Genomic DNA, 24,327 nt, shown 5'->3' with positions numbered 1-24,327 from the left:
CTCAGTCGTGCGTGCCGATGTGCTGGTCGCCGTGCCGCTCGCAGACCCAGTGGAACGCGCATGAGCACGCCACCGCGCGGGCGCTGGAGCAGCACCGCCCACCGAAGTGCTCGGGCAGGGGGAGGTCGTCGTCCTCGGGCGGGTCCGGCAACAACCGGGGCGCGCCGCGTCCCGACTCCGCGGGGAACTCGTCGCAGCACCCTCGTGTCATGCATCGCGGGCACAGGGACAACTCACAGTTGGCGCACCAGTCGAAGATTTCACCGGAGCCACCACGTCGCTCACATCCACCACAGGTGTCGAACAAGGCCACCTCCAGGCTTGACGTGAAGCAGGGTAGGGCGGGGGTCTGACAGGCCATGGCTCCGGGGGCAGGTCCCAGCCCTGGGCGCGCCGCGTCCTGCAAGTGTCATTTCGGGCTCTGTCGGAGGGTGGATCCTTCCATCGGTGAACGGCGGACGCGGACTCTGTGACGCACTGAACGGTTGCGCCGGATGCGTGGGACGCACATGGAAGAAGCTGGAGGTCGGGCCGGTCACATCCGCGGGAAGGAGCAAACCAGTCATGAGAAAGGACAGGCGGATCATCGGCGTGTTCGGTTCGGGGCGGCAGGAACACCTGGAGCGTGTCATTCCGTTGGCGCGGTGGATCGCCGAGGCGGGGTTCGACCTGCTCACCGGCGCGGGCAGCGGCGTCATGCGCGCGGCGGCGGACGCGTTCGTCCAGGTGGTGGGACGGCGGGGCATCTCCATCGGCATCGTCCCCGGCACGGTGAAGGACGGCGAATACGTCCCGCGCCAGGGCTACCCCAACCCGGGCGTGGAGCTGGCCATCTACACCCACCTGCCCCTGAGCGGAGAGCAGGGTACGGATCCACTCAGCCGCAACCACATCAACGTCCTGACCCCCCACGCGCTCGTGGCCCTGCCCGGAGGCGCCGGCACCGCCGCCGAGGCCGTGCTGTGCGCCCGCTACGGCAAGCCCATCATCCTCTTCGGCCCCCACGACGCCTTCCGCCGCTTCCCCTCCGGCCTGGAGCGCACCGACTCCCTGGAGCGCGTGGCCGAATTCCTCCGCGCCGCAGTCCTCGAGCCCGCTCGCTCTCCTGCCCCCTGAGCTTGGAAACCCAGGAATCCTCGTGCGCTTCGAGGGTGCTCGAAGCCGGGTGAAAACCGACTAGGATGGGGAGCCGGGGGCACTGTCGCTCCACGCAGAAGACTCGGTTTGCGCGTCGTTCCTCGTGCGTCGACATGATCAGTGCCGAATACCCACTCGCAAGCTGGTTCCTGGCCGTCTCGACGACGTTCTTCCTGTTGGTGTTCGCCCTGCCGCTCCTCCTGATGCCGCTGCGTTGGTCGCGTTGGTTCGGCTGGGCGCCGATGCAGGGGAACACGGACCTGACGGTGTACTTCGGCCGGTGCCTGGGGGGCGTGGCGCTGGCCATCATCCTCACGGTGGTGCGCTACATCCCGGACCCGCGCAGCCAGCCGGCGCTCTTCGAGCTCATCGGTTGGGTGTGCGCGGCCATGGTGGTGGTGCACGCGTGGGGCGCGTTGAGGAAGGCGCAGCCGTTGTCGGAGACGCTCGAGACGTTCCTCTACGCCGGCGTGGGCGTGGCGGCGATGTGGATTCGCTTCAGGACGTTGGGCTGAGGGCGCCAGCATGTCGTCGGCCGACATCGACCTGGTCCTCTCCTCGCTCCGGCCCTACATCCCCGGCGCGCTGATTCGCAGGCTGGAGGACACGGAGGCGCACGCGCTGCCGCCGGTGGAGTCCGTGCGCGGCGCCATCCTGGTGCTGGACATCGCGGGCTTCACGCCCATCGTCGTGCGCCTCAGTGGTGAAGGGCCGCGCGGCATCGACGCGCTCCAGCGCCTCTTGCGCGGCTACTACACGGAGATGATCGACGTCGTGAAGGCGCACGGCGGCGACATCTACCAGTTCGCCGGCGACTCCATCCTCGCGTGCTTCGAGCCCGCGGCCGACGAGGGCGACGCGGAGGCGGTGGCGCGCGCGGCCCGGTGCGCGCTGGACGTGCAGCGAAGGCTCGCGCCCTTCTCGCGGCTGGAGCTGTTGGGGCAGCGCTTCGGCGTGTCGTCGCGCATCGGCATCGGCGTGGGCGAGTCGCACCGCATCGTCCTGGGGACGACGGGCATGTGGATGCACCCGGCGCTCGTCGGCCGCCCGCTGGAGCAGGCGGTGGCCGCGGAGAAGCGGGCCCGGGTGGGCGAGGTGCTGCTGAGCCCCGAGGCCTGGGCGCTCCTGCCGGACCTGGCGCGCGTGGGGGAGGAGTGCGACGGCGCCTATCGCCTGGAGCCCTCGGTGCCGCTGGAGGCCCGGCCCCCGCCGGTGTTCGCCGCGCCGGGGGGCGAGGAGCTGGTGGGCCGCTGCGCGCTGCTCCTGCACCCGGTGCTCTTCACGCGCATCACCACCGCGCACCAGGAGATGGGCGGCGACTTCCGCGAGCTCACCTGCTTCTTCCTGCGCTTCAAGACGGACCACGGCCCGTCCGAGGTGGAGGCCTTCACCCGCGAGCTGAACGCCTTCTACGAGTACGTCCAGCGCGAGAGCGCGCACCACGGCGGCGTGCTCCTGATGACGGACTTCACGGACAAGGGCAATGTGCTCTACGTCCTGTTCGGCGCGCCCACCGCCCAGCAGAACAAGGAGGTGCTGGCCAGCCGCCTCGCGTGCAAGCTGGTGCGCGAGCGCGAGTCCTATCCCTACGTGCGCGAGCTGCAGATTGGCATCGCCACGGGGCACGCGTACTTCGGCGACATGGGCTCGCCCTGGCGCAAGGGTTACTCGGCGCTGGGCGAGGTGGTGAACCTGGCCGCGCGGCTGATGACGTACGCGGACGGGGTGGGCATCCACATCGACGCGCAGACGGAGCGCAAGCTGCAGCAGGGCGGCTTCGCCACGGAGTTCGTCGAGGACGCCACGCTCAAGGGCGTCACCCGCGCGGTGCCCGTCTTCCGGCTCAAGGGCGAGGTGCGCCGCAGCCTCTTCGTGAAGGGCCGGGGCGGCATCGTCGGCCGGCGGCGTGAGCTGGGGCAGCTGCAGACCGCGGTGGAGGAGTCCCTCCACGGCGAGGGGCGGCTGTGCGTGGTGTCCGGCGAGGCGGGCATCGGCAAGTCGCGCCTGGGCGCACGGGTGGTGGAGGAGGCTGAGTCGCGCGGCGCGCGCAGCCTGTACGGCATCTGCTACTCGTACGAGATGTTCACGCCCTTCTTCCCGTGGAAGGAGGTGCTGGTGCAGCTGTTCGCCCTGCACGAGGGCGATGACGTGGACGCGCAGCTGCTCCGGGTGCGTCAGGGGCTCGACAGCCTGGAGGACGTGGGGCCGGAGTGGACGCCGGTGATGGCGCGAATCCTCGGCCTGAGCGTGGAGGAGGACGCGACCACCTCGGGACTGGACGCGCGCCACAAGAACCAGAAGGTCTTCCACATCATCTTCCAGCTCCTGGAGAAGCACGCGCGCAAGACGCCGCTCCTGCTCTTCTTCGAGGACCTGCACTGGGCCGACAACATCTCCGTCGACCTCATCGAGTACGTGGCCGCGCGGCTCGGGCCCCTGCGCCTGACGCTGCTCGTGACGATGCGGCCCGGAGAGCAGCTGCGCGCCGTGGAGCATCTGCCGTACCTGCGCAAGCTCGACGTCTCCAGCCTGGACGACGAGGACACGCGGGCGCTCTTGCGCGTGCACCTGCGCATGGAGCCGCCGGACACCGCGCTGGAGGACCTGCTGCTCTCCAAGGTGCAGGGCAACCCGTTCTTCGCGGAGTCCATCGTCCAGGGCCTGGTGGAGGGGGGCTATCTGGGCCCGGTGTCGCCGGGCGCGGCGCGGCGCGAGCTCAAGCGGAGCCTGCAGACGCTGGTGCTGCCGGACTCCATCCAGGACGTGGTGCTCGGCCGCATCGACCTGCTCAGCGAGACGGAGAAGCTGGTGGTGAAGGTGGCGTCCGTCATCGGCCGCATCTTCACGCTCGACGCCGTGGCGGCGCTGGCCCCGGGCTCGGTGCCGCGTCAGCGCATCCGCGAGGCCATCGACACGCTGACGCACCTGGGGCTCATCCTCCTGGAGGTGGAGGAGCCCTTCACGTGCATCTTCAAGCACATCGTCATCCGCGACGCCGCGTACAACACGCTGATGGTGTCCTCGCGCGAGGATTTGCACCGGCGCCTGGCGCTGTTCCTGGAGGCGCGCGCGGGGGAGAACACCGCGCCTTCCGCGGGCATCCTGGCCTTCCACTTCCTCGCCGGGAACGACGAGGTGAAGGGCCTGGAGTACACGCTGATGGCGGCGCGGGGCGCGCGCTCGCAGTACGCCAACGACGACGCCGTCCACCACTACAACAAGGCCATCGAAATCCTCGCCCTCACCCAGGCGCTGGACCCGGACGAGGTGCTGCTCAAGACGCGCCGGGTGATGCAGGAGCTGGCGGAGACGCTGCTGCAGGCGGGCAACTACGCGGGCGCCATCCACATGTTCGAGCAGTGTCTGGCGGACGAGGACCAGGACCCTCGCCGCGCGGAGCTGCACCTGGGCCTGGGCCGCGCCCACCAGGAGAAGGGCGAGTCCAAGCGCGCCATCCAGGAGCTCGAGCGCGCCATGGACCTGATGGGGCGCCCCATGCCGCGCACCCTGTTCTCGCTGGCGCTGCGCACGCTGCTGGCCTTCGGGCTGCACCTGCTCTACGGCCTGTTCCCCTTCCTCGCGCGGCCGTTGGGGCCTCGGCTGCCCGTGTACCTCAAGCAGCTGTCCACGCTCGTCTCGCTCATCAAGATCTACTACTTCAAGGACCTCGCGAAGCTCACGTGGGCGACCATGGTGGCCACCATCATGGCGGAGCGCTCGAAGGGGGAGCGGGGCTTGAGCCTCGCGAGCAGCTACTACGGCTCGCTGTTGTTCGGCTCGGGCTTCCTCGGCCTGTCGAGGCGCTGGTGTCAGCGGGCGCTGAGCTACGCGCGGCAGGCAAGGGACCCTTCGGCGGAGGGCATCGCCCTGTCGCGCCTGGCGACGTTGTCCATCTTCAGCAACAAGCAGGCGGAGGCCACGCAGTACGCCGAGCAGTCCATGGCGCTCTTGCGCCAGGTGCGCGACATGTGGGAGGTGCAGACGGGGCTGATGATGCTGGGCTCCAGCCAGTTCCTCGCCTCGCGCTTCGAGGGCGCCGAGGCCGCGTACGTCGAGATGGGGAAGATGGGCGAGGAGCTGCACGCGCTCATGCACCAGGGGTGGGCGCACTCGTGGGTGCCCATGTGCCGCTACCTGCGCGGCGAGGGCGACGTGGGCGAGCTGTGCGCGGAGCTGGAGCAGGGGCTGCGCATCAGCATCGAGGTGCAGGACCTGGCCAACCAGTGCGCCAGCCTCAACCACCTGGTCAACGTGACGGTGCGCGAGCACCAGGTGGAGGAGGCGGGGCTGATGGCGGTGCGCGCGGACGAGGCGCTGTGGCGCTACCACGTGCTGGTGCCGTTCCTCCAGATTGGCCTCGTGGACGCGGCGGAGGGCGCGCTGTTCGCGCTGGAGCAGGGCGCGCAGGCGGTGCCGCGCGAGACGCTGTGGGCCATCGTCCGCCGCTGCCTGTTCAAGGCGCGGCTGCTCGGGTGGCGCTATCCGTACATGAAGGGCCCGGCCTTGCGCGTGTCGGCGCGCGCGCTGGCGCTGAAGAAGGGCGGCGCCGCGGCCGAGTCGATGTTCCTGCGCGCCATCAAGATTCTCGAGGACACGCCGAACCGGTGGGAGACGGGCGTGGCGTACCACGACGCGGCGGTGGCGCTGCCGCACCGTCGCGCCGAGTTCCTGGCCCGGGCGCGCGCCATCTTCGAGTCCATCGACGCGAAGGCGGAGCTGCGCCGGTTGGACCGGCTGGAGGTGGAGCTGGGGTTGGTGCCCGTGGTGGAGGCGTTACCTCCGGCGGGTGAGCGTCAGGTGAGCTGCTGAGGCTTCAGGCCCAGCGCCGCCATCTGTCGTGTGTCCCAGTCCTCCAGCGCGTCGAGCCCCGCGATGTAGCGGCGGGCGGGGTTCTTCAGCGGGTTGCGGATGCTGAGGATTTCCGGCCCGGAGAAGGTGATGACCTGCTTGTAGCGGGGCAGGTTGCTCAAGGTCAGCTTGGACCAGTAGTGCCGCGCGAGGTTGGGCAGGCTGCCCAGCTGGCCGCAGAGCCGGTGGAAGTGCTCGATGACCTCGGAGGGGTGCAGGTTCTTCGGCCGGTGGCACAGGGTGTAGCCGTCGTAGTCGCGGCTGAGGGTGCCCGGCAGCAGGCGGTTCTCCGCCTGGAGCTCGCGGAAGAAGGGCGTCTCCGGATAGGGGCAGACGATGCCGAGGAAGGTGACGGAGAAGTAGCCCAGGTCCGAGAGGTACATGGGCAGCTTCTCCAGGTACTCGTTGGTGTCTCCGTCCGAGCCGACGATGAGGCCGAAGGACAGGAGGATTCCGGAGGAGAAGACGCGGCGGATGACGGCGTCCACTTCGGAGAGCGTGTTCTGCCCCTTGTTCATCGCCTTGATGGACTCGGGGTTGAGCGACTCCAGGCCGGTGTAGACGTAGCGGCAGCCCGCCTTCGCCATCAGCTTCACCAGCGATTCGTCCTTGAGGACGTTGAAGGTGAGCGCGCAGCCCCAGGTCTTCTTCAGGGGGATGAGCGCCTCGCACAGCTCGCGCAGGTACTTGGGGGAGCCGCCCAGGTTGTTGTCCAGGAAGATGAAGGCGTCCTTCATCAGCCCCAGGTAGTTGGGGTTCCAGCGCATGCGCGTCTGGATTTCGTCGACGACCTGGGCGACGGGGCGGTAGCGGTAGCGCTCGTGGCCGGTGAGGACGCAGAAGTTGCAGCGGAACGGGCAGCCTCGCGACGCCTCGATGCCGGGCAGGCGGACCTTGTTGTGCTCGAAGTCGATGAGCTCGTAGCGGTACGGGCGGATGGCGGTGGGGCCGGAGGAGGGCAGGGCGTAGCGCTTCTGGAGCCGGCCCTGCTCGAAGTCCGCGATGAGCGCGGGGACGTTGGACTCGGGCTCGCCGGTGATGACGGCGTCGAAGTGCGCCTGCGCGTCGTCGGGGAAGTGGTTGGCGTGCCGGCCTCCCGCGACGGTGGTCATCCCGCGTTGGCGGAAGAGCGTGGAGAGCACCTTGGTGTGCTCGTAGTAGGAGTGCAGGTACGAGAAGAAGACCAGGTCCCAGTGACGGTCCAGGGGGAGGTCCATCTCCTTCTCGTTGAAGATCTCCACCTGGGCATGCTCGGGGCACAGGCCGGCGATGAGCTCCGGCACGGCCGACTGCATGATGGAGGGTTCCTTGATGCGCAGACGGGTGGGATGCGTGTACGTGGAGATGACGGCGATCCGCATGCGGGGCTGAGGCTCCTGGAAGAAGCGGACGCGCGTGAGGAGCCGCCAGCCGGCGGTCGGGTCTCCCCCTCACGAGACCGTGTTTCCAGAATCCCTCTGGGAAGGCGGCTTGGCAAAATGCCAGCGGAAGTATCGTCACTCGCCACGGGTGTCCGTCGTGACAACCATCAGCACGTGCCGGCAGGCCTTGGAATAGGCAAGTTCACGGAGGTGGATCCGCGTCTCGGGAGCTTGGTCGAAATGGGGGCGCACCACGTCCGCCGATTGCCGGAAAGCGCTCATGGGTCCCCCTCAAATGCCCACGGCCGCGGCGCCATCGGGCTCCCAGCTCCCCGCGCATCGGGGTGCGGCGTCGACGATGCGCAGGCCGAAAGGAAGAGGAGGCGTGCGACGCCAGCGCGCAACCGCATGATTCCAACCCATCCAGGGGGCTGCTCGGCACAGCGCATGGAATCGGAGGATGCCCGGACGCGCACTGATGACGAGCCCCTCTTCCGCGTGCAGCGCAAGACGTGCTGTGTGCGCCACTGTGATCCGCTGGGATGGCGTGAGGGGCGTTCTTGAGCGTCACGAGAGCAAGTCGCCGGGGTGTCCGAGTGGACGGGCCTTGCTTGGCTTTACGGTCGCTCTTACCGCGGGACTCGCGGCAGTGGGCACGCGGCACGTCTCTCGGAGAGACACGAGCTGCTTCGCGGTTCCGGTTGCCCGGAGATTGCTACCTTAGGACCGTTAGTAGGGCTTGGTTGCGTGTCGGACCCGTACGGCCAGACACCCCGGCGACGAAGATTCTCACCGCCTGTGCTCGTGGTGACGCGCGGTGGACGCTGCCTCGGCGACGAGCCTGACAGCTCCCTTGATTTGCGTAGGATGGCTGTGTCGGTCGTGACCCGCTCACCCGACATCCCCCTCGATTCGCATCAACGAGCTCCCCCATGCCCGTGACCTCCTGGAACATCGACCCCGCGCATTCCTCCGTGCTCTTCATCGCCCGCCACATGGTGGTGGCGCGCGTGCACGGCCGCTTCGAGCGCGTCTCCGGCTCGCTGCGCGTGGACCCCGAGCAGCCCACGCGGGGCGAGGTCGAGGTCTCCGCGGACACGGCCAGCATCTACACCGGCACGCCGGAGCGCGACGCGCACCTGCGCTCGCCGGACTTCCTCGACGCGGAGGCCGCGCCCAAGCTCACCTTCCGCAGCACCCACGTGGAGCCCACCGGCGGCGCGGGCTTCCGCCTGTCCGGCGAGCTGTCCATCCGCAACGTCACCCAGCCCGTCGTCTTCGAGGCGCGCCACACCGCGACGTCGAAGGACCCGTGGGGCAGCACGCGCCTCATCTACACGGCGCGCGCCACCCTCAACCGCTCCGATTACGGCATCCGCTGGAACAAGACGCTCGACAACGGCGGGTGGCTCGTCGGCGAGAAGGTCGACATCGAGCTCGACATCCAGGCCATCCCCGCCGCGAGCTGAGCGTCAGGGCCCGGGCATGAAGTCGGCCTTCACGGCCGCGTGGTCCGAGCCGCCGTAACCGCTGCCCTCCCGGACCGCGCGGAACGAGCCCGGCACGTACGTGCCGGCCGCGTTGTTGGCCACGAACAGGTGGTCGATGGCCTGCTTGCGACCGGAGTAGTTGTACGTCCACGTCTGGTCGTCCGGCCGGTCCTTCGCCACGCGCTTGAGCATCCCGTCCTGCTCCAGCGCGTCGATGGGCGCCGAGCCCGGCGTGTCGTTGAGGTCCCCGCCCATCACCACCAGCGCCCGGGGCGCGCGCGCCGCCGCCTGCGTGACGATGTCCCGGGCGGCGTTGGCCTCCGCGTAGCGGCGGCCCGGGTCGTCATTCGACTTCGCCTTGAAGTGCGCCGCGAAGACGATGACCTCCTTGCCGTTCACGTCCAGGTGCACCTCCAGGAACTCGCGCGCGAAGCGCGTGGACGAGCCATCCGGCCGCGTCAGCGCGCGGTGCCGGTGCGTCACGACCGAGGTGATGGGGAACGCGGACAGCACGCCCACGTCCACGCTGGCCGGCTCGTGAATCTCGCCCAGCACCGCGTGCGGGAACTCCGGCAGCCGCGCCTGGAGCGCGTCCAGCCCCACCTGCGTCTCCACCTCCGCCAGCAGCACCACGTCCGCGTCCAGCAGGGTGATGGCGCTGGAGAGCCGGGCCACCTGCGCGTCGAACTCGTCGCGCGTGGGCAGCTCCTCGTACTCCGAGCCCCCGCACCGCCCCGAGTCGCAGACGGTGTCGAACAGACGATGGACGTTGTACGCCGCGATGCGCACGCTGCCCTCGGGGCGGATGGCCTCCCCGTCGCCGTTGCCGCACGGTCCCGAGGGACACTCGGCGCCCGGGAGGTCCGGAGGCGGGCGTCCATCGCAGCCGAGCAGTCCGACGAACAACCCCCACACCAGCCGCGAGCGGAGGAGGGAAGGACCCAACGCCCCGACGAACGCCAGGGGCCGTGCACCACGAGTGGACAGGTGAGGCATGCGGCCGTGCACACTATCACCGCATGCCCGCGCGGACGCTGTCCGTGCACGATTGCACTCGTGACGCGAGCTGCTAGTTTGCCGCGTCACGCGAGGTGTGGGACGGCTTTCGCGAGGCGTTCCAGGAACCCGCGTGCCTGCCCGGTCCCCGGGTGGGCGGGCTCACAGGGCAGCACGCGCCACGAAGCGGCACGGGGTGGAACCGGACCTCTGTCGTGCGGAGTGGAGCGCGAGACGTCAGGTTGTGGAAGTGGAAGGAGGCGCGGACATGGTCTGGGAAATCCTCATCGGCGCGGCGGTGATGACGCTCGTCACGGTGCTCTTCACGGGGCCGGGGATGTGGAGCTCCACCTGGGGCTGGAAGGACAACAAGCAGAAGGGCAAGGAGCCCTCCAAGCCGGACGTGTAGGCGACCGCCCGCGTCAGGGCCCGCTGCCCCGCATGCCCAGGCGCTGACGGACCGAATCCACCCGCGCGTCCAGCTCGGCGCGCTGCGCCTCGTCGAGCATCGCGCGGCCCTGACCCACGCCGCCCTGGTGGATGAAGGTGCCCCGCGCGAGCGCCGCGGCCCGGGGGCCCAGGTTGTCGAAGCGCTGGGTGTGCTGCTTCATGTAGGCGATGCCGCAGTGCTCCAGGATGTCGCCCATCCGGGACTCGTCGATGGGCAGCCCGCAGAAGGCGGCCACGCGCCGCACGCCTCCCTCCAGGTCCTGGACCAGGTCCTCGTAGCGCACGTGGAGCACGTTGGTGTCCTCGCGGCGCGGCCACCAGGACTCCAGATGCGTGAGCCACGGGTCATCCAGGTCCATCACCACGCGGAAGAAGCGGTTGAAGTCGAGCGGCGTGTCCTCCACCAGGTAGTGGTGGTGGAAGAGCGACTTGAGCGAGTCGGCCGCGTTGCGCGTGACGTACAGGATGCGGCTGTCCCGGGGCGGCTTGAGCTGGTGGTGGGGCAGGTGCGTCTTGATGATGCGCGGCGACGGCAGCCCGTCCAGCAGCGCCTCCGCCTTCGCGTCGCGGACGAGCTGCTCTAGGAAGGGCGAGACCTGGTTGATGTGCTCGAACTCACCGCGCCCCTGCGTGACGAGCTGGTGGACGATCATCTGCATCCACGTCGTTCCCGCCTTCGGGCTGGTGACGATGTAGATGTCGCCCGGCCTGGGCTTGAGCCACGTGTGGCGAAGGCGCACCCAGCGCAGCCGCTCGGCGGCCCCGGCGAGCACCCCGGACAGTCGGCTCAGCCCGATGATGCTCTGACGCAGCAGGAAGCGAAGCCACGGACGGCGGGGGCGCGCGGATGGGGCGAGGGCCGACATGGGGCGGCCACTATGCCCAATCGCGGCGACACAACCAATGCAGGAAACGCGTGGAAATCTGGAGTCGGCGCGTTTCAGACGAAGGGCTATTCGCAGACACCCGGACAGTCCGCGCCGCCCGCGCCGGGAGTGCAGGAGTCGGTGGGGTCGTCGACGCAGCGCGCATCCTCGCCGGAGGCCACGCAGCCTCCCAGGAAGCCGCCGCAGCACTCGACGTAGCCCGTGGGGATGTCGCAGCTGGACGCGTAGGACGTGCAGTCGCCCGTCGAGGAGCGCGCGAAGACGGTGCGCTCGACGCAGGGTTCCCGCTTCACGGCGTCCGAACCACATGCGCCCCACAGCAGCGCGCCCAGCAGCCATCCTGACGTCGCGAGCCTGTTCATGGTCGCCATCCTGACAGCCTGGCGCGCGTGGCGTGGGGTGAATCCGTGGCGTCTGTCATCGCCCCGACGGCACGCGGGCAACCAACCAGGCAGGACACGCGCGCGCCTCAATCCAGCCATCCCGTGACGTCACCCGGGCATGTCAGAGGTGGGGTGTATGGATGATGCGTCATGGACTTCACGACGCTCGAGACCTTGCGTCTGAAACACCCCGGCTGGCGGTTGCTCGTCGCGGACCACGCGCCGCTCATCGTCGGCTTCCTGCATCGGGTGTTCGTCGCATCCAACGCACGCGCCATCGCCCAGCGGGAGCTGGTGCTGCGGCTGGAGGACCACCTGCACGCCCTGCGCGAGCAGCGGGGCGCGGCCGCGTTCCCGCGTGGCGCCAGCGCCTATCTCGATGAGTGGGCGGCCGACGGCACCGGCTGGCTGCGCAAGTTCTATCCACCGGAGATGGACGAGCCACACTTCGATTTGACGCCCGCGGCGGAGCGCGCCATCCGGTGGCTGGTCCAGCTCACCGAGCAGCCCTTCGTGGGGACCGAGTCGCGACTGCTCACCGTCTTCCACCTGCTCCAGGAGATGACCGAGGGCACCGAGCTGGACCCGAAGGCGCGGCTCGCGGAGCTGGAGCGGCGCAAGGCGGACCTCGAGGAGGAGATGGCCCGCGTGCGCGAAGGCCACCTGGAGCTGATGGATGAGTCCGCGCTCAAGGACCGCTTCCAGCAGATGTCCGATACCGCGCGCGGTCTGATGTCCGACTTCCGCGCGCTGGAGGACGGCTTCCACGCGTTGGACCGGCGGGTGCGCGAGCGCATCGCCACGTGGGAGGGGACCCGCGGCGAGCTGTTGGAGACGGTGCTGGGGGAGCGCGACGCCATCAACGGCTCGGACCAGGGGCGCAGCTTCCGCGCGTTCTGGGACTTCCTCATGTCGCCCGAGCGCAAGGAGGCGCTCACCCGGAACCTGGAGCGCGTGCTGTCGCATCCGGCGATTCAATCCCTCCAGCCGGACGCGCGTCTGCCGCGCATCCACTTCGACTGGCTGGAGGCCGGTGAGCACACCCAGCGCACCGTGGCGCGACTGTCCGGACAGCTGCGCCGCTTCCTGGATGACCGCGTGTGGTTGGAGAACCGCCGCATCCTCCAGGTGCTGCGCGGAATCGAACGCAGCGCGCTGGCGGTGCGCTCGCGTCCTCCGGGCGAGGGCTTCATGTCGGTGGAGGAGCTGGCGCCCACGCTGGAGCTCCCCCTGGAGCGGCCCTTGTATGGGCCTCCCGCCCGGGCGCGGATGGCGGACGAGGAGGTGAAGGAGGCGACCGACGACGTGCCGTCCGAGGCGCTGTTCAACCTCGCGTTCATCGACAAGGCGCGGCTGCGGCTCAACGTGCGTGAGGCGCTGCAGGCGCGCGAGCAGGTCTCCCTCGCGGAGCTGGTGCGCGAGCATCCACTCCAGCACGGGCTGGCCGAGCTCGTCACGTACCTGAGCCTCGCGTCGGAGGACCGGAAGGCCTCGGTCGACGACGCGCGCACGCAGGAACTCTTCTGGACCGATGCGAGCGGCGCCGCCCGCCGCGCCACCCTTCCCCTGGTGCTCTTCCTCCGATGATGACCCACGCGATTCGTACCGCGGATGCCGCTGACACCCTGTCCCTCGTGCTCGTCTCGCTCCTGAAGGGCGCGGTGTATCGCGAGGAGCACGCGGGGGTGTGGCAGGCCCTGCTCCAGCTCCAACCGAAGGTGCGCGAGCAGCTGGCCGTGCTGGGCCTGAAGCTCGTGCTCGACGAGCCGGAGGGCTACGCGTTCCTGCGCCAGCGCTCGGAGTCGGAGGGTGGCGTGGAGCTGCCCCGGCTCGTGGCGCGAAGGCAGCTGGGCTACGGCCTGAGCCTGCTGCTCGCGCTGTTGCGCAAGAAGCTGGCGGACGTGGACGCGGCGGCGGGGGGCACGCGGCTGGTGCTGCGGCGGCACGAGGTGCACGAGCTGGTGCGGCTGTTCCTGCCGGAGGGCACCAACGAGGTGCGCTGGGCGGAGCGGGTGAATCAGGACCTGGAGCGCGCGGTGGGCATGGGCTTCGTGCGCCGGCTGGGCGAGGAGGAGGACACCTTCGAGGTGCGCCGCATCCTCAAGGCGTTCATCGACGCGCAGTGGTTGGAGGACTTCGAACGGCGGCTCGAGGCGTACCGCGTCCGGCTCGTCGAGGAACAAGGAGGCACGGAATGAGCACGGTGCGACCCCTCACCCAGGCGGACCTGCTGGACATCGGCGCGCCCAACGAGCGCGCGGGGTTCCGGCTCCACCGGTTCGAGGTCTACAACTGGGGCACCTTCCACCAGCATGTCTGGCATCTGGACCTGCATGGGGAGAGTGGACTGCTGACGGGCGACATCGGCTCGGGCAAGTCGACGCTGGTGGACGGGCTGGTGACGCTCTTCGTCCCGCCGCAGAAGCTGGCCTACAACAAGGCGGCGGGCGCGGAGGCGAAGGAGCGCAACCTGCGCTCGTACGTGCGCGGCCAATACAAGTCCGAGCGCGGCGACGCGGGGCAGGTCGCGCGGCCCGTCTACCTGCGTGACGCGCCGACGTACTCGGTGCTGCTGGCGCACTTCCACAACGAGGGCTACGGGCAGGACGTCACGCTCGTGCAGGTGATGTGGATGCGGGAGCCGGAGGGACAGCCGGTGCGGCTCTACGTCGTGGCGGATGGGAAGCTCTCCATCGCCGAGCACTTCTCGCGCTGCGGCTCGGACCTGAACGCGCTGAAGAAGCGCCTCAAGTCGCTCGCCCGCGAGGTGCACGAGACCTTCCCGCCGTATCAGGCCGCGTTCCGGCGGCGCTTCGGGCTGGAGAACGAGCAGGCGCTGGACCTGTTCCTCCAGACGGTGTCGATGAAGTCGGTGGGCAACCTCACGGACTTCGTGCGCCACCACATGCTGCCGCCCTTCGACGTGGAGACGCGGCTGTCGGCGCTCATCGGCCACTTCGACGACTTGCACCGCGCGCACGAGGCCGTGCTCCAGGCGAAGCGGCGGGTGAGCCGCCTGGAGCCGCTGGTGGCGGACCACGAGCGTCATGCGGTCCTTTCGCGGGAGCTCGAAGCGCTCCGGCTGTGCCGGGAGGCGCTCCGGCCCTGGTTCTCCGAGCAGAAGGCGCGGCTGTTCGAGGAGCGGCTCACCCGCGTGCGCGACGAGCGCGAGAAGCTGCGCGTGGAGGCGGAGCAGCTTCGCGAGCAGCGTGAGCGGCAGGGTACGGAGCGCGATGGCCTTCGTCAGGCCATCTCCGCCAACGGTGGAGACCGGCTGGAGACGGAGAAGGCGGAGCTGACGCAGCGGCGGCGCGAGCGGGACGAGCGCGCGCTGAAGTCGGACCGCTACGCGCGGATGGCCCAGTCGGTGGGCTTGCCCGCCGCCACGGACCTGGACCTCTTCCTGTCCAACACGCGCGCCATCCAGCTCCAACGCGAGGTGGCGGCGAGCGAGCTGGCCGAGGTGCAGGAGGTACGCACCGAGCTGGGCATCGAGCTGCGCGACTTGAAGAAGTCGCACGAGGCCGTGGCCGTCGAACTCGAGTCGCTGCGCCGTCAGCGCTCGAACATCCCCGCGCGCTTCCTGCATCTGCGCGCCCGGCTGTGCGCGGACCTGGGGCTGCCCGAGGAGGCGCTGCCGTTCGCCGGTGAGCTGCTGCGCGTGCGCGACGAGGCGCGGGATTGGACAGGCGCCATCGAGCGCGTGCTGTACTCGCTGGGCACCTCGTTGCTGGTGGCGGACGCGGACTACCCCCGGGTGAGCCAGTGGGTGGAGCGCACCCACTTGAACGAGCGGCTGGTCTACTACCGCGTCCGCGAGGATGGGCTCGCGAGGCCCCTGGAGCCTCGCCCCGATTCCCTCCCGGGCAAGCTGCTCATCAAGCCCGGCTCGCACATGGGCGGGTGGCTCTCGGCCCAGCTCGCGCGGCAGTTCGACTACACGTGCTGCGACACGCCGGAGCAGTTCCATCGCGCGCGTCAGGCCCTGTCCCGCTCGGGGCAGGTGAAGACGGGCGGGGAGCGTCACCTGAAGGACGACCGGCGGCGCATCGATGACCGCTCCCAGTGGGTGCTCGGCTGGACGAACGACTCCAAGCGGCAGTCTCTGGAGTCGGAGGGCAAGGGCCTGGAGACGCGGCTCCAGGCGGCCTCGGCGAAGTGGGAGGCGCAGGAGCAGCGTCACGCGCGGCTGTGTCAGCAGGCCGAGCAGCTGGGACAGCTCGCGGTGTTCGACAACTTCCGGGAGCTGGACTGGCGCTCGGTGGCCAGCGACATCCAGCGCCGGGAGGCCCGGCTGGGCGAGCTGGAGGGCGAGTCCGACGTGCTCCGGGGCTTCGAGCGTCAGCTCGCCGCCATCGAGACGGAGCTGGCGGCGACGGACACCGCGCTGAAGGCGGTCGAGAAGCGCCAGGGCCGGCAGGAGGAGAAGGAGGAGGCGGCGCGGCGGACGCTGGCGACGTGTCAGCGCACGGCGAGCGAGACGCCCGAGTCGGTCCGGGCCTGCTTCCCGCGCGTGGCGGAGCTCTGTGCGGAAGGGCAGGGCGAGCTGCTGCTCGAGGCGGAGGCGTGCGACGAGCGCGAGCGTCAGGTGCGGGAGCGGCTCCAGTCGCGCATCGACGGCGACGCGCGCAAGCTGGAGCGGGTGCGCGACGCGCTGCTGTCCGCGATGCAGGCCTACCGCGCGGAGTTCCCGGTGGAGACCCAGGAGCTGGGCGCGAGCCTGGAGGCGGCCAGGGAGTACGTGACGCTGCTCGAGTCGCTGCGCGCGGACGACCTGCCCCGCTTCGAGGAGCGCTTCAAGCGCCTGCTCAACGAGAACACCATCCGCGAGGTGGCCAACTTCCAGGCGCAGCTCCACCGGGAGCGGCACGGCATCCGCGAGCGGGTGGACACCATCAACCGCTCGCTGCGGGCCATCGACTACAACCCGGACCGCTACATCGTCCTGGAGTTGTCCCCCACCCAGGACGCGGACATCCGCGAGTTCCAGCAGGACCTGCGCGCCTGCATCGAGGGCACGCTCGTCGGCGCGGAGGAGGACGCCTACTCCGAGCAGAAGTTCCTGGACGTCAAACGCATCATCGAGCGCTTCCGGGGCCGCGAGGGCTTCGCGGACGCGGACGCGAAGTGGACCCAGCGCGTGACGGACGTGCGCAACTGGTTCAGCTTCTCCGCCTCCGAGCGCTGGCGCGCGGACGACCAGGAGCACGAGCACTACGCGGACTCGGGCGGCAAGTCGGGCGGACAGAAGGAGAAGCTCGCGTACACGGTGCTGGCCGCGAGCCTCGCCTACCAGTTCGGCCTGCAGTGGGGCGAGACGCGCTCGCGCTCGTTCCGCTTCGTGGTCATCGACGAGGCCTTCGGCCGGGGCTCGGACGAGTCCGCGGCGTACGGCCTGGAGCTGTTCCGCCGGTTGGACCTGCAGCTGCTCATCGTGACGCCGCTGCAGAAGATTCGCGTCATCGAACCGTACGTGGCCAGCGTGGGCTACGTGCACAACGAGGAGGGGCGTCGCTCCCGCGTGCGCAACCTCTCCATCGAGCAGTACCACGCGGAGCGCGAGGCCCGGAGCGCCTGAGGCGGACGCTCGGGGCCCTGGCTCCTTGACGCACTGGGGACCCTTCGCTACGAAGGCGCGATGACTACAATCGTCGGTGTCGTAGGCCGTGAGATAATCGACAGTCGCGGCAATCCCACTGTCGAAGTCGACGTCATCCTGGAGAACGGCATCCGCGGTCGCGCCGCGGTTCCCTCCGGCGCCTCCGTCGGTACGCACGAGGCCGTGGAGCTGCGGGATGGCGACAAGAGCCGCTACCTCGGCAAGGGCGTGCAGAAGGCCGTCGCGGCGGTGAACAACGAGCTGTTCAAGGCGGTCCGCGGGCTCAACGCGGAGTCGCAGCTCGAAATCGACGAGACGATGATTGCCCTCGACGGCACGCCCAACAAGGGCAAGCTGGGCGCGAACGCCATCCTCGGCGTGTCGCTGGCCGTGGCCAAGGCCGCCGCCGCCGCGCGCGGGCTGCCGCTCTACCGCTACGTGGGCGGCATCTCCGCGAACCTGTTGCCCGTGCCGATGATGAACATCATCAACGGCGGCGCGCACGCGGACAACGCCATCGACTTCCAGGAGTTCATGATCATGCCCGTCGGCGCGAAGTCGCTCGCCGAGGCGGTGCGCATGGGCGCCGAGGTCTTCCACACGCTGAAGAAGGGCCTGTCGGAAGCGGGCCACGGCACCAACGTCGGTGACGAGGGCGGCTTCGCCCCCAACCTGACGTCCGCCGAGGCCGCGCTGGACTTCATCATGAAGTCCATCGAGAAGGCCGGCTACAAGCCGAACGAGGACATCGCCCTGGCGCTCGACTGCGCCGCCAGCGAGTTCTACAAGAACGGCGTCTACGACTACGAGGGCGAGGGCAAGAAGCGCTCCGTGGAAGAGCACGTGAAGTACCTGGAGAGCCTGGTGGCGAAGTACCCCATCATCTCCATCGAGGACGGCCTGGCCGAGGACGACATGGCCGGCTGGAAGCTGCTCACGGACCGCATCGGCTCGAAGGTGCAGATTGTCGGCGACGACCTGTTCGTCACCAACGTCAAGCGCCTGTCGGACGGCATCAAGAACGGCATCGCCAACTCCATCCTGGTGAAGGTCAACCAGATTGGGACGTTGTCGGAGGTCATGGCCGCGGTGGAGATGGCGCACAAGGCGGGCTACACGGCCGTCATGTCGCACCGCTCCGGAGAGACGGAGGACGCGACCATCGCGGACCTGGCCGTCGCCACCAACTGCGGGCAGATCAAGACCGGCTCGCTGTCGCGCGCGGACCGCACCGCCAAGTACAACCAGCTCATCCGCATCGAGCAGGAGCTGGGCAAGCAGGCCCGCTACGGCGGCCGCTCCGTGCTGCGCGTTCGCGGCTGAGCACGACGCCAGGGGCCGCGGGGCTTGAACCCTCGCGGCCCTCCTGGTCTGCGCATCACGCGGCGAGCCCCAGGTTTCGCCGCACCGCCGGCTGCCTCACCTTCCAGATGAGGCTGTCGACGATGTAGTGGTGGAAGTTGAGCGTCTGCACGATGAGCAGGCTGGCCGCTGGAATCCACGAGAGTCCGCGCAGGATGAACGTGTAGAGCAGCGCGGACAGCGCCACGCACACCACCAGGTACTGGAGCATCCGCCGGCTCTGGCTCAGCGTGGACAGGAAGCGGTGCTCGGGGCTGACCTGCTCCTTGAAGCGCCGGTTGTGGAACAGCCAGACGATGAGGATGTACTGGGCGTTGTGCCAGACATTGAGGCCCAGCCAGCCCGTCTCCAGGCTCGGGATGACGAAGTAGCCCAGGGCGAACATGCCCGCGTGCGTGGCCAGGTAGAGCGTCTGGGCGGGGCTGCCCGCGCCCGAGCGCAGCACCCGCGCCTGCAGCACCACCCACGCCACGAAGGCCACCAGCGCGCACGCCGCCGCGGCCCACGCTGCCTCCCAGGGCACCGGCAGCATCCGCACCTCCAGCTTGAGGAAGGTGGTGGAGCCCTGCGCGGAGCGGTACAGCAGGCCCGCGAGCGGCAGCAGGTAGAGCATCCACGCGGTGGCGGGGTTGTCCGCCGCGGGCCGCTTCGAGGCGCGGTCCAGGATTCGGCTGACGCCGTAGCTCTGCCGCAGGTAGTGCCAGCCCTGCCAGTAGAAGTAGACCGACATCAGCGGCCAGACGCCCCCCGCCTGGTACACGGCGAACGTCGCCGCGAAGACGAGCCCCGGCAGCACCCACAGGTGGAAGCGGTGCTGGCGCCGGCTCTCCGCGTCGAAGCCCAGCCGCGTGAAGGTCGACACCACGTGGTGGTAGCCGAGCAGCCACACGTCCACCATCAACAGCACGGGGAACAGGGACGGCCGGGCCAGCGCCGCCAGTGAGAAGGCGAGCCCCAGGCCCGCCGTACCAAGGATGAAGAAGAGGTCGAACCTGGGATTGCGAACCCAACCCCAGGACAGCGTCGCGGTGTCCGTTCGTGTGCTCACGGCTCGAGATGATAGGGCTTGTCCTTAGTTCGTGTAAAACGTGCAATGTCGGCAAGTGTGGTCATGGGCAATCAGGGGTGATTATTCTTCTGGGTGCGTAAAGAGATGTCAGAATGTTTTGATTGTCTTCACAGGTGACACGGGTTGATGCAGAGTGCGCGCATCTCCAGGCTGAGGGAGCGCCCGTGAAGACACTCCTCGTCACCCAGGCGGACTTGCGCAGGCTCGTGCACGAAGTGGGAATCGATGTCCTGATGGACCGGGTCATCGAGTCGGTGGAGACGGCTTTCCGAACGTTCGACCTCGCTCGCACGGAGCTTCGGCAGCGCGAGGGTTTCACGCTGCGCAACACCCGGACGGGCGTGCTCGAGTGGATGCCGGTCATGCGGCAGGGCGAATCCATCACCATCAAAGTTGTCGGCTACAACCCGATGAATCCCAGACGGTACGGGGTTCCCACCATCATCGCGACGAACAGTGTCTATGACTGCGCGACGGGCCACCTGACGGCGCTGGTGGACGGAGTGCTGGCGACGGCGCTGCGCACGGGGGCCGCGTCCGCCATCGCCAGCCGGCACCTGGCGCATCCGGAGAGTCGGGTGGTGGGGCTGGTGGGCGCCGGCGCCCAGGCGGTGACGCAGTTGCATGCGCTGTCGCGGTTGTTTTCCATTGAGAGGGTGCTTGTCTTTGACGTGGACCCGGTGGCGCAGCGCTCGTTCGCGGGGCGGGCGGGGTTCCTGGGATTGGATGTCCGGGCCGTGCCGTTGGAGATGGTGGAGGCGGAGGCGGACATCGTGTGCACGGTGACGTCGGTGGGCGTGGGGGAGGGGCCGGTGTTGGAGGACGGGCGGTTCAAGCCGTGGGTGCACGTCAACGCGGTGGGCTCGGACCTGCCGGGGAAGTTGGAGCTGCCTCGCTCGCTGCTGGAGCGCAGCCTGGTGTGTCCGGACTTCCTGCCGCAGGCGCTGGTGGAAGGGGAGTGCCAGCAGCTGCGGCCCGAGCAGATTGGTCCGGGCATCATCGAGGTGGTCCAGCATCCCGAGCGGTTCGGGGAGTGGCGGGAGCGGTCCACGGTGTTCGACTCCACGGGGTTCTCGTTGGAGGACGAGGCGGTGACGGGCGTGCTCATCGCGCTGGCGCGACGTCATGGGTTGGGATTGGACGTGGAGCTGGAGTGCCTGGCGGGTGACGCGATGAATCCGTACGACCTGCTCCTGCCGGAGCATCCGGGACAGTCGGGGCAGGGCGCGCCGGAGGGACCTCGGCCCACGATTCGAGTGGCGTGATGATGCGGAGCGAGCCGTCCATCGCCACGAAGCCGGAGCGGACGATCCGTCGGCCTCCGCTGACGCACCAGCCGCATGACGGCGTGGCGGAGCAGTCCTTCGCGCAGCAGCGGTTGTGGTTCCTCTCGCAGCTCGACGCGGGAGGAACGTCCTACAACGCGCCCTTCGCGGTACGTCTCACGGGCCGACTGGACGTGGGCGCGCTGGAGGGCGCGTTGCAGGATGTGGTGCGCAGGCACGAGTCCCTGCGGACGACCTTCGGGGAGGTGGATGGGAAGCCGGTGCAGCGGATCCACGAGGACGTGGAGCTGTGGCTGGAGGTGGAGGAGGTGGCGGCCGCGGACGTGTTGCCGAAGGTCGAGGAGGAGGCCCAGCGTCCGTTCGACCTGGAGCGAGGACCGCTGCTGAGGGCGAAGGTGTTGAAGCTGGGGGAAGAAGAGCACGTGCTGGTGTGGGTGGTGCATCACATCGTGTTCGACGGCTGGTCGGTGAGGTTGCTGGAGAAGGAGCTGGGGGAGGGGTATGGGGCGAGGGTGCGAGGGGTGGCGGTGGAGCACGCGCCGTTGGAGGTGCGGTACGCCGACTTCGCGAGGTGGCAGCGGGAGTGGCTGAAGGGGGAGGTGCTGGAGAACCAACTGGAGTGGTGGAAGGAGCAGCTGGCGGGAGCGTCGCCGGTGTTGGAGCTGCCCACCGACAGACCTCGTCCCGCCGTGCAGACCTATCCGGGGGCCTTGAAGTGGATGCCGCCCCTGCCGGCCCTGGAAGAGAAGCTGCGTGAGCTGAGCCGGAAGGAAGGGGTGACGCTGTACATGACGCTGCTGGCGGCCTTCCAGGTCCTGCTGGCGCGTCACAGCGGGCAGCGCGACATCGTGGTGGGCTCTCCCTTCGCGGGGCGCGGGCTGCGCGAGCTGGAGGGCGTGGTCGGGTTCTTCGCCAACATGCTGGCCCTGCGGGCCCAGGTCGAGGACGTCCCATTCCAGGCGCTGCTGCGGCAGGTCCGCAAGACGTGCCTGGAGGCCTTCGCCCGTCAGGACGTCCCACTCGAGCAGCTGGTGGAGGCGCTGCATCTGGAGCGAGACCCGAGTCGCTCGCCGCTCTTCCAGGTGGCCTTCGTGCTCCAGGGGGAGCCGTCCGCGGCGCTCCGTCTTCCCGGGCTCGTCGCGACGGACGTCCCGCTGGAGCCGGGCGTGTCGAAGTTCGACCTCACGCTGTTCGCGCGGGAGACGAGTCGCGGCCTGGTGACGTACTGGGAATACAACACGGACCTCTTCGACGAGGAGGCGGTGACGCGACTGGCCGAGCGTTACGTCGCGTTGCTCGAGGCGGTGGTGGCGAGTCCCTCGTCGAGTGTCTCCGAGCTTCCGCTCGTGAGCGCCGCTGAGCGTGGGTTGCTCCTGGCGGACTGGAACGCGACGCGGACGGAGTATCCGCGTGACGCGAGCATCTGCGCGCTGTTCGAGTCACAGGTGGCGCGGACGCCGGAGGTCCTCGCGGTGGAGTTCGAGGGTGAGCGCCTGACGTACGCGGCGCTGAACCGGCGCGCCAATCAGCTCGCGCACCACCTGCGTCGACTGGGCGTCGAGCCCGGGAGCCGGGTGGGGCTCTTCGCGCGACGCTCGCTGGAGATGGTGGTGGCGACGCTCGGCATCCTCAAGGCCGGCGCCGCGTACGTCCCGTTGGACCCGTCGTATCCGGACGAGCGACTGGCCTTCATGTGCGAGGACTCGGAGCTCGCGGCCCTGCTGGCGCCGGACGCGGCCTATCCGTGGCTTGCCTCCGGTTCGGTGAAGCGGGTTGCGTTGGAGCCCTCGGGGGCGGCGTTCGCTCACGAGCCTGAGGTCGACCTGGCGTTGCCCGTGCCGCCGGAGTCGCTCGCCTACGTCATGTACACCTCCGGTTCGACGGGGCGGCCGAAGGGCGTCTGTATTCCGCACCGGGCGGTGGTGAGGTTGGTGAAGGGCGCCCGCTTCGCGGAGCTGGGGCCAAACGAGGTCTTCCTCCAGCTCGCGCCCATCTCCTTCGACGCCGCGACGCTGGAGCTGTGGGGGCCGCTGCTCAATGGCGGGAGGCTCGTGGTCTTCTCCCCGAGGACACCCTCGGTGGAGGAACTGGAGGAGGGGCTGACGCGGCATGGCGTCACCACGCTGTGGCTCACCTCCGCGCTGTTCGAGCAGGTGATGGCCACGCGTCCCGAGGCCCTGTCCGGAGTGCGTCAGCTCCTCACGGGTGGCGACGTGGTGTCACCGGCCGCCGTTCGCGCGCGTCTGGCGCGGGGTGGAACGGTCATCAACGGGTATGGGCCCACGGAGAACACCACGTTCACCACGTGCCATTCGTTGACCGCGGGCGCGAGGGTGGACGGCTCCGTGCCGATTGGTCGACCCATCTCCAACACGCAGGTCCATGTGTTGGATGCGGCGATGTCGCTCGTGCCCGTGGGCGTCTGGGGCGAGCTGTACACGGGCGGCGATGGACTGGCGTGGGGATACCTCCGTCGACCGGAGCTGACCGCCGAGCGGTTCGTCCCGAATCCCTTCAGTGCGGAGCCAGGAGTGCGGCTGTATCGCACGGGAGACCGGGCGCGGTGGCGGCGGGACGGGACACTCGAGTTCGCGGGGCGGCTGGACGGCCAGGTGAAGCTGCGCGGCTTCCGCATCGAGTCGGGCGAGGTGGAGTCCGTGCTCGCGAGCCATCCGGACGTGCGCGAGGTGGCGGTGGTGGCGCGCGAGGATGGACCAGGAGGCCGGTGGCTCGTCGCGTACTGCGTCCCCTCGGAGGGCGCGCTCCCGAAGTCCCAGGAGCTGCGCGCGTGGGTGCGTGCGCGGCTGCCCGAGTACATGGTGCCCTCGGCCATCGTGATGCTGCCGGGGCTTCCGCTCACGCCGAACGGGAAGCTCGACCGGAGGGCGCTGCCTTCGCCCGCGGGAGATTCCTCACGGCGTGAGTACGTGGCGCCGCGGACGGCCATGGAGCAGGTGGTGGCCGATGTCCTGACCCCGCTGCTGGGCCTGACGCGGATGGGCGTGGAGGACGATTTCTTCGAGCTGGGCGGGCACTCGTTGCTGGCCACGCGGGCCATGTCGAGGCTGCGCGAAGTGGTGGGACGCGAGCTGCCTGTGCGCGTCTTGTTCGAGTCTTCGACGGTGGCGCGGCTCGCGGCGCGATTGGAGGAGGACCACGAAGCCCAGCGCAGCCCGCTGACGCATCAGCCGCACGGTGGCGTGGTGCCGCAGTCCTTCGCGCAGCAGCGCCTGTGGCTCACTTCACAGCTCGACACGGGAGGCATCTCCTACAACGTCCCGTTTGCTCGACGGCTCACGGGCCGACTGGATGTGAGGGCGCTGGAGGAAGCATTCCGTGACGTGGTGCGAAGGCACGAGTCACTGAGGACGACGTTCGGCGAGGTGGATGGGACGCCGGTGCAGCGAATCCACGAGGACGTGGAGCTGTCGCTGACGGTGGAACAGGTCGCCGCAGCGG

General features: G+C 69.3%; 17 protein-coding genes. 11 read left to right on the top strand and 6 right to left on the bottom strand.

The features are described from left to right. Nucleotide 1: 1 nt before the first annotated feature. Nucleotides 2-313 (bottom strand): hypothetical protein, encoded by a 312-nt coding sequence (locus tag LXT21_RS37395; RefSeq protein ID WP_254043170.1) that lies wholly within the window; start codon nt 311-313, stop codon nt 2-4. Between the two features lie 251 nt (nt 314-564). Here LXT21_RS37395 and LXT21_RS37390 point away from each other — a divergent pair, with 251 nt between their 5' ends. From LXT21_RS37390 to LXT21_RS37380, 3 genes are all read left to right on the top strand, one after another. After that, complete coding sequence (locus LXT21_RS37390) at nt 565-1,116, top strand: SLOG cluster 4 domain-containing protein (protein ID WP_254043022.1); 552 nt, start codon at nt 565-567, stop codon at nt 1,114-1,116. A gap of 134 nt (nt 1,117-1,250) precedes the next feature. Next, nucleotides 1,251-1,652 carry a hypothetical protein gene (locus LXT21_RS37385; protein WP_254043021.1) on the top strand — a complete coding sequence of 134 codons (402 nt, stop codon included), beginning with the start codon at nt 1,251-1,253 and terminating at the stop codon, nt 1,650-1,652. Nucleotides 1,653-1,662: 10 nt separating this feature from the next. Beyond that, on the top strand, nt 1,663-5,946 hold the full coding sequence (locus LXT21_RS37380; RefSeq protein WP_254043020.1) for an AAA family ATPase: 4,284 nt from the start codon (nt 1,663-1,665) through the stop codon (nt 5,944-5,946). Here LXT21_RS37380 and LXT21_RS37375 read toward each other — a convergent pair. Further along, nucleotides 5,931-7,346: a B12-binding domain-containing radical SAM protein gene (locus LXT21_RS37375; RefSeq protein WP_254043019.1), complete on the bottom strand. Its 1,416-nt coding sequence runs from the start codon at nt 7,344-7,346 to the stop codon at nt 5,931-5,933. The two genes, LXT21_RS37380 and LXT21_RS37375, sit on opposite strands and share 16 nt — an antisense overlap. A 932-nt stretch (nt 7,347-8,278) precedes the next feature. On the opposite strand from LXT21_RS37375, the gene LXT21_RS37370 reads away from it, so the two are divergent. Then, nucleotides 8,279-8,815 (top strand): YceI family protein, encoded by a 537-nt coding sequence (locus tag LXT21_RS37370; protein ID WP_254043018.1) that lies wholly within the window; start codon nt 8,279-8,281, stop codon nt 8,813-8,815. 3 nt (nt 8,816-8,818) lie between these two features. Here LXT21_RS37370 and LXT21_RS37365 read toward each other — a convergent pair whose 3' ends face one another. Beyond that, complete coding sequence (locus tag LXT21_RS37365; protein WP_254043017.1) at nt 8,819-9,781, bottom strand: endonuclease/exonuclease/phosphatase family protein; 963 nt, start codon at nt 9,779-9,781, stop codon at nt 8,819-8,821. 319 nt (nt 9,782-10,100) lie between these two features. Here LXT21_RS37365 and LXT21_RS37360 point away from each other — a divergent pair, with 319 nt between their 5' ends. Next, nucleotides 10,101-10,241: a hypothetical protein gene (locus LXT21_RS37360; protein ID WP_254043016.1), complete on the top strand. Its 141-nt coding sequence runs from the start codon at nt 10,101-10,103 to the stop codon at nt 10,239-10,241. 13 nt (nt 10,242-10,254) lie between these two features. On the opposite strand, the gene LXT21_RS37355 is transcribed toward LXT21_RS37360, so the two are convergent. Both LXT21_RS37355 and LXT21_RS37350 read right to left on the bottom strand, forming a co-directional pair. Continuing rightward, complete coding sequence (locus LXT21_RS37355; protein WP_254043015.1) at nt 10,255-11,148, bottom strand: sulfotransferase domain-containing protein; 894 nt, start codon at nt 11,146-11,148, stop codon at nt 10,255-10,257. An 86-nt stretch (nt 11,149-11,234) separates the two neighbouring features. Then, nucleotides 11,235-11,531, bottom strand: coding sequence for a hypothetical protein (locus LXT21_RS37350; RefSeq protein ID WP_254043014.1), 297 nt, complete (start codon nt 11,529-11,531; stop codon nt 11,235-11,237). A 171-nt stretch (nt 11,532-11,702) separates the two neighbouring features. On the opposite strand from LXT21_RS37350, the gene LXT21_RS37345 reads away from it, so the two are divergent. The 4 genes from LXT21_RS37345 to eno are packed head-to-tail and all read left to right on the top strand — an operon-like array spanning nt 11,703 to nt 18,474. Next, nucleotides 11,703-13,139: a DUF3375 domain-containing protein gene (locus LXT21_RS37345; RefSeq protein WP_254043013.1), complete on the top strand. Its 1,437-nt coding sequence runs from the start codon at nt 11,703-11,705 to the stop codon at nt 13,137-13,139. Continuing rightward, a complete protein-coding gene (locus tag LXT21_RS37340) occupies nt 13,136-13,750 on the top strand; it encodes a DUF4194 domain-containing protein (protein ID WP_254043012.1) in 615 nt (204 codons plus the stop codon). Before LXT21_RS37345 ends, LXT21_RS37340 begins: the two co-directional genes overlap by 4 nt. Beyond that, nucleotides 13,747-17,130, top strand: a complete 3,384-nt coding sequence (locus tag LXT21_RS37335) for an ATP-binding protein (RefSeq protein WP_254043011.1) — start codon at nt 13,747-13,749, stop codon at nt 17,128-17,130. Before LXT21_RS37340 ends, LXT21_RS37335 begins: the two co-directional genes overlap by 4 nt. A gap of 60 nt (nt 17,131-17,190) precedes the next feature. Next, nucleotides 17,191-18,474, top strand: coding sequence for a phosphopyruvate hydratase (gene eno, locus LXT21_RS37330; protein ID WP_254043010.1), 1,284 nt, complete (start codon nt 17,191-17,193; stop codon nt 18,472-18,474). 55 nt (nt 18,475-18,529) lie between these two features. On the opposite strand, the gene LXT21_RS37325 is transcribed toward eno, so the two are convergent. Then, on the bottom strand, nt 18,530-19,561 hold the full coding sequence (locus LXT21_RS37325) for a hypothetical protein (RefSeq protein ID WP_254043009.1): 1,032 nt from the start codon (nt 19,559-19,561) through the stop codon (nt 18,530-18,532). A 185-nt stretch (nt 19,562-19,746) separates the two neighbouring features. Here LXT21_RS37325 and LXT21_RS37320 point away from each other — a divergent pair, with 185 nt between their 5' ends. After that, nucleotides 19,747-20,847 (top strand): ornithine cyclodeaminase family protein, encoded by a 1,101-nt coding sequence (locus LXT21_RS37320; RefSeq protein WP_254043008.1) that lies wholly within the window; start codon nt 19,747-19,749, stop codon nt 20,845-20,847. Then, on the top strand, nt 20,847-24,327 hold a 3,481-nt coding region (locus LXT21_RS37315; RefSeq protein WP_254043007.1), incomplete at its 3' end, for an amino acid adenylation domain-containing protein. The genes LXT21_RS37320 and LXT21_RS37315, both read left to right, overlap by 1 nt.

Origin of the sequence: Myxococcus guangdongensis (assembly GCF_024198255.1) — a bacterium.
Taxonomy (GTDB): domain Bacteria; phylum Myxococcota; class Myxococcia; order Myxococcales; family Myxococcaceae; genus Myxococcus; species Myxococcus guangdongensis.
The sequence above is the reverse complement of the archived record's forward strand: the minus strand, read 5'-3'. Positions and strand labels throughout refer to the sequence as shown.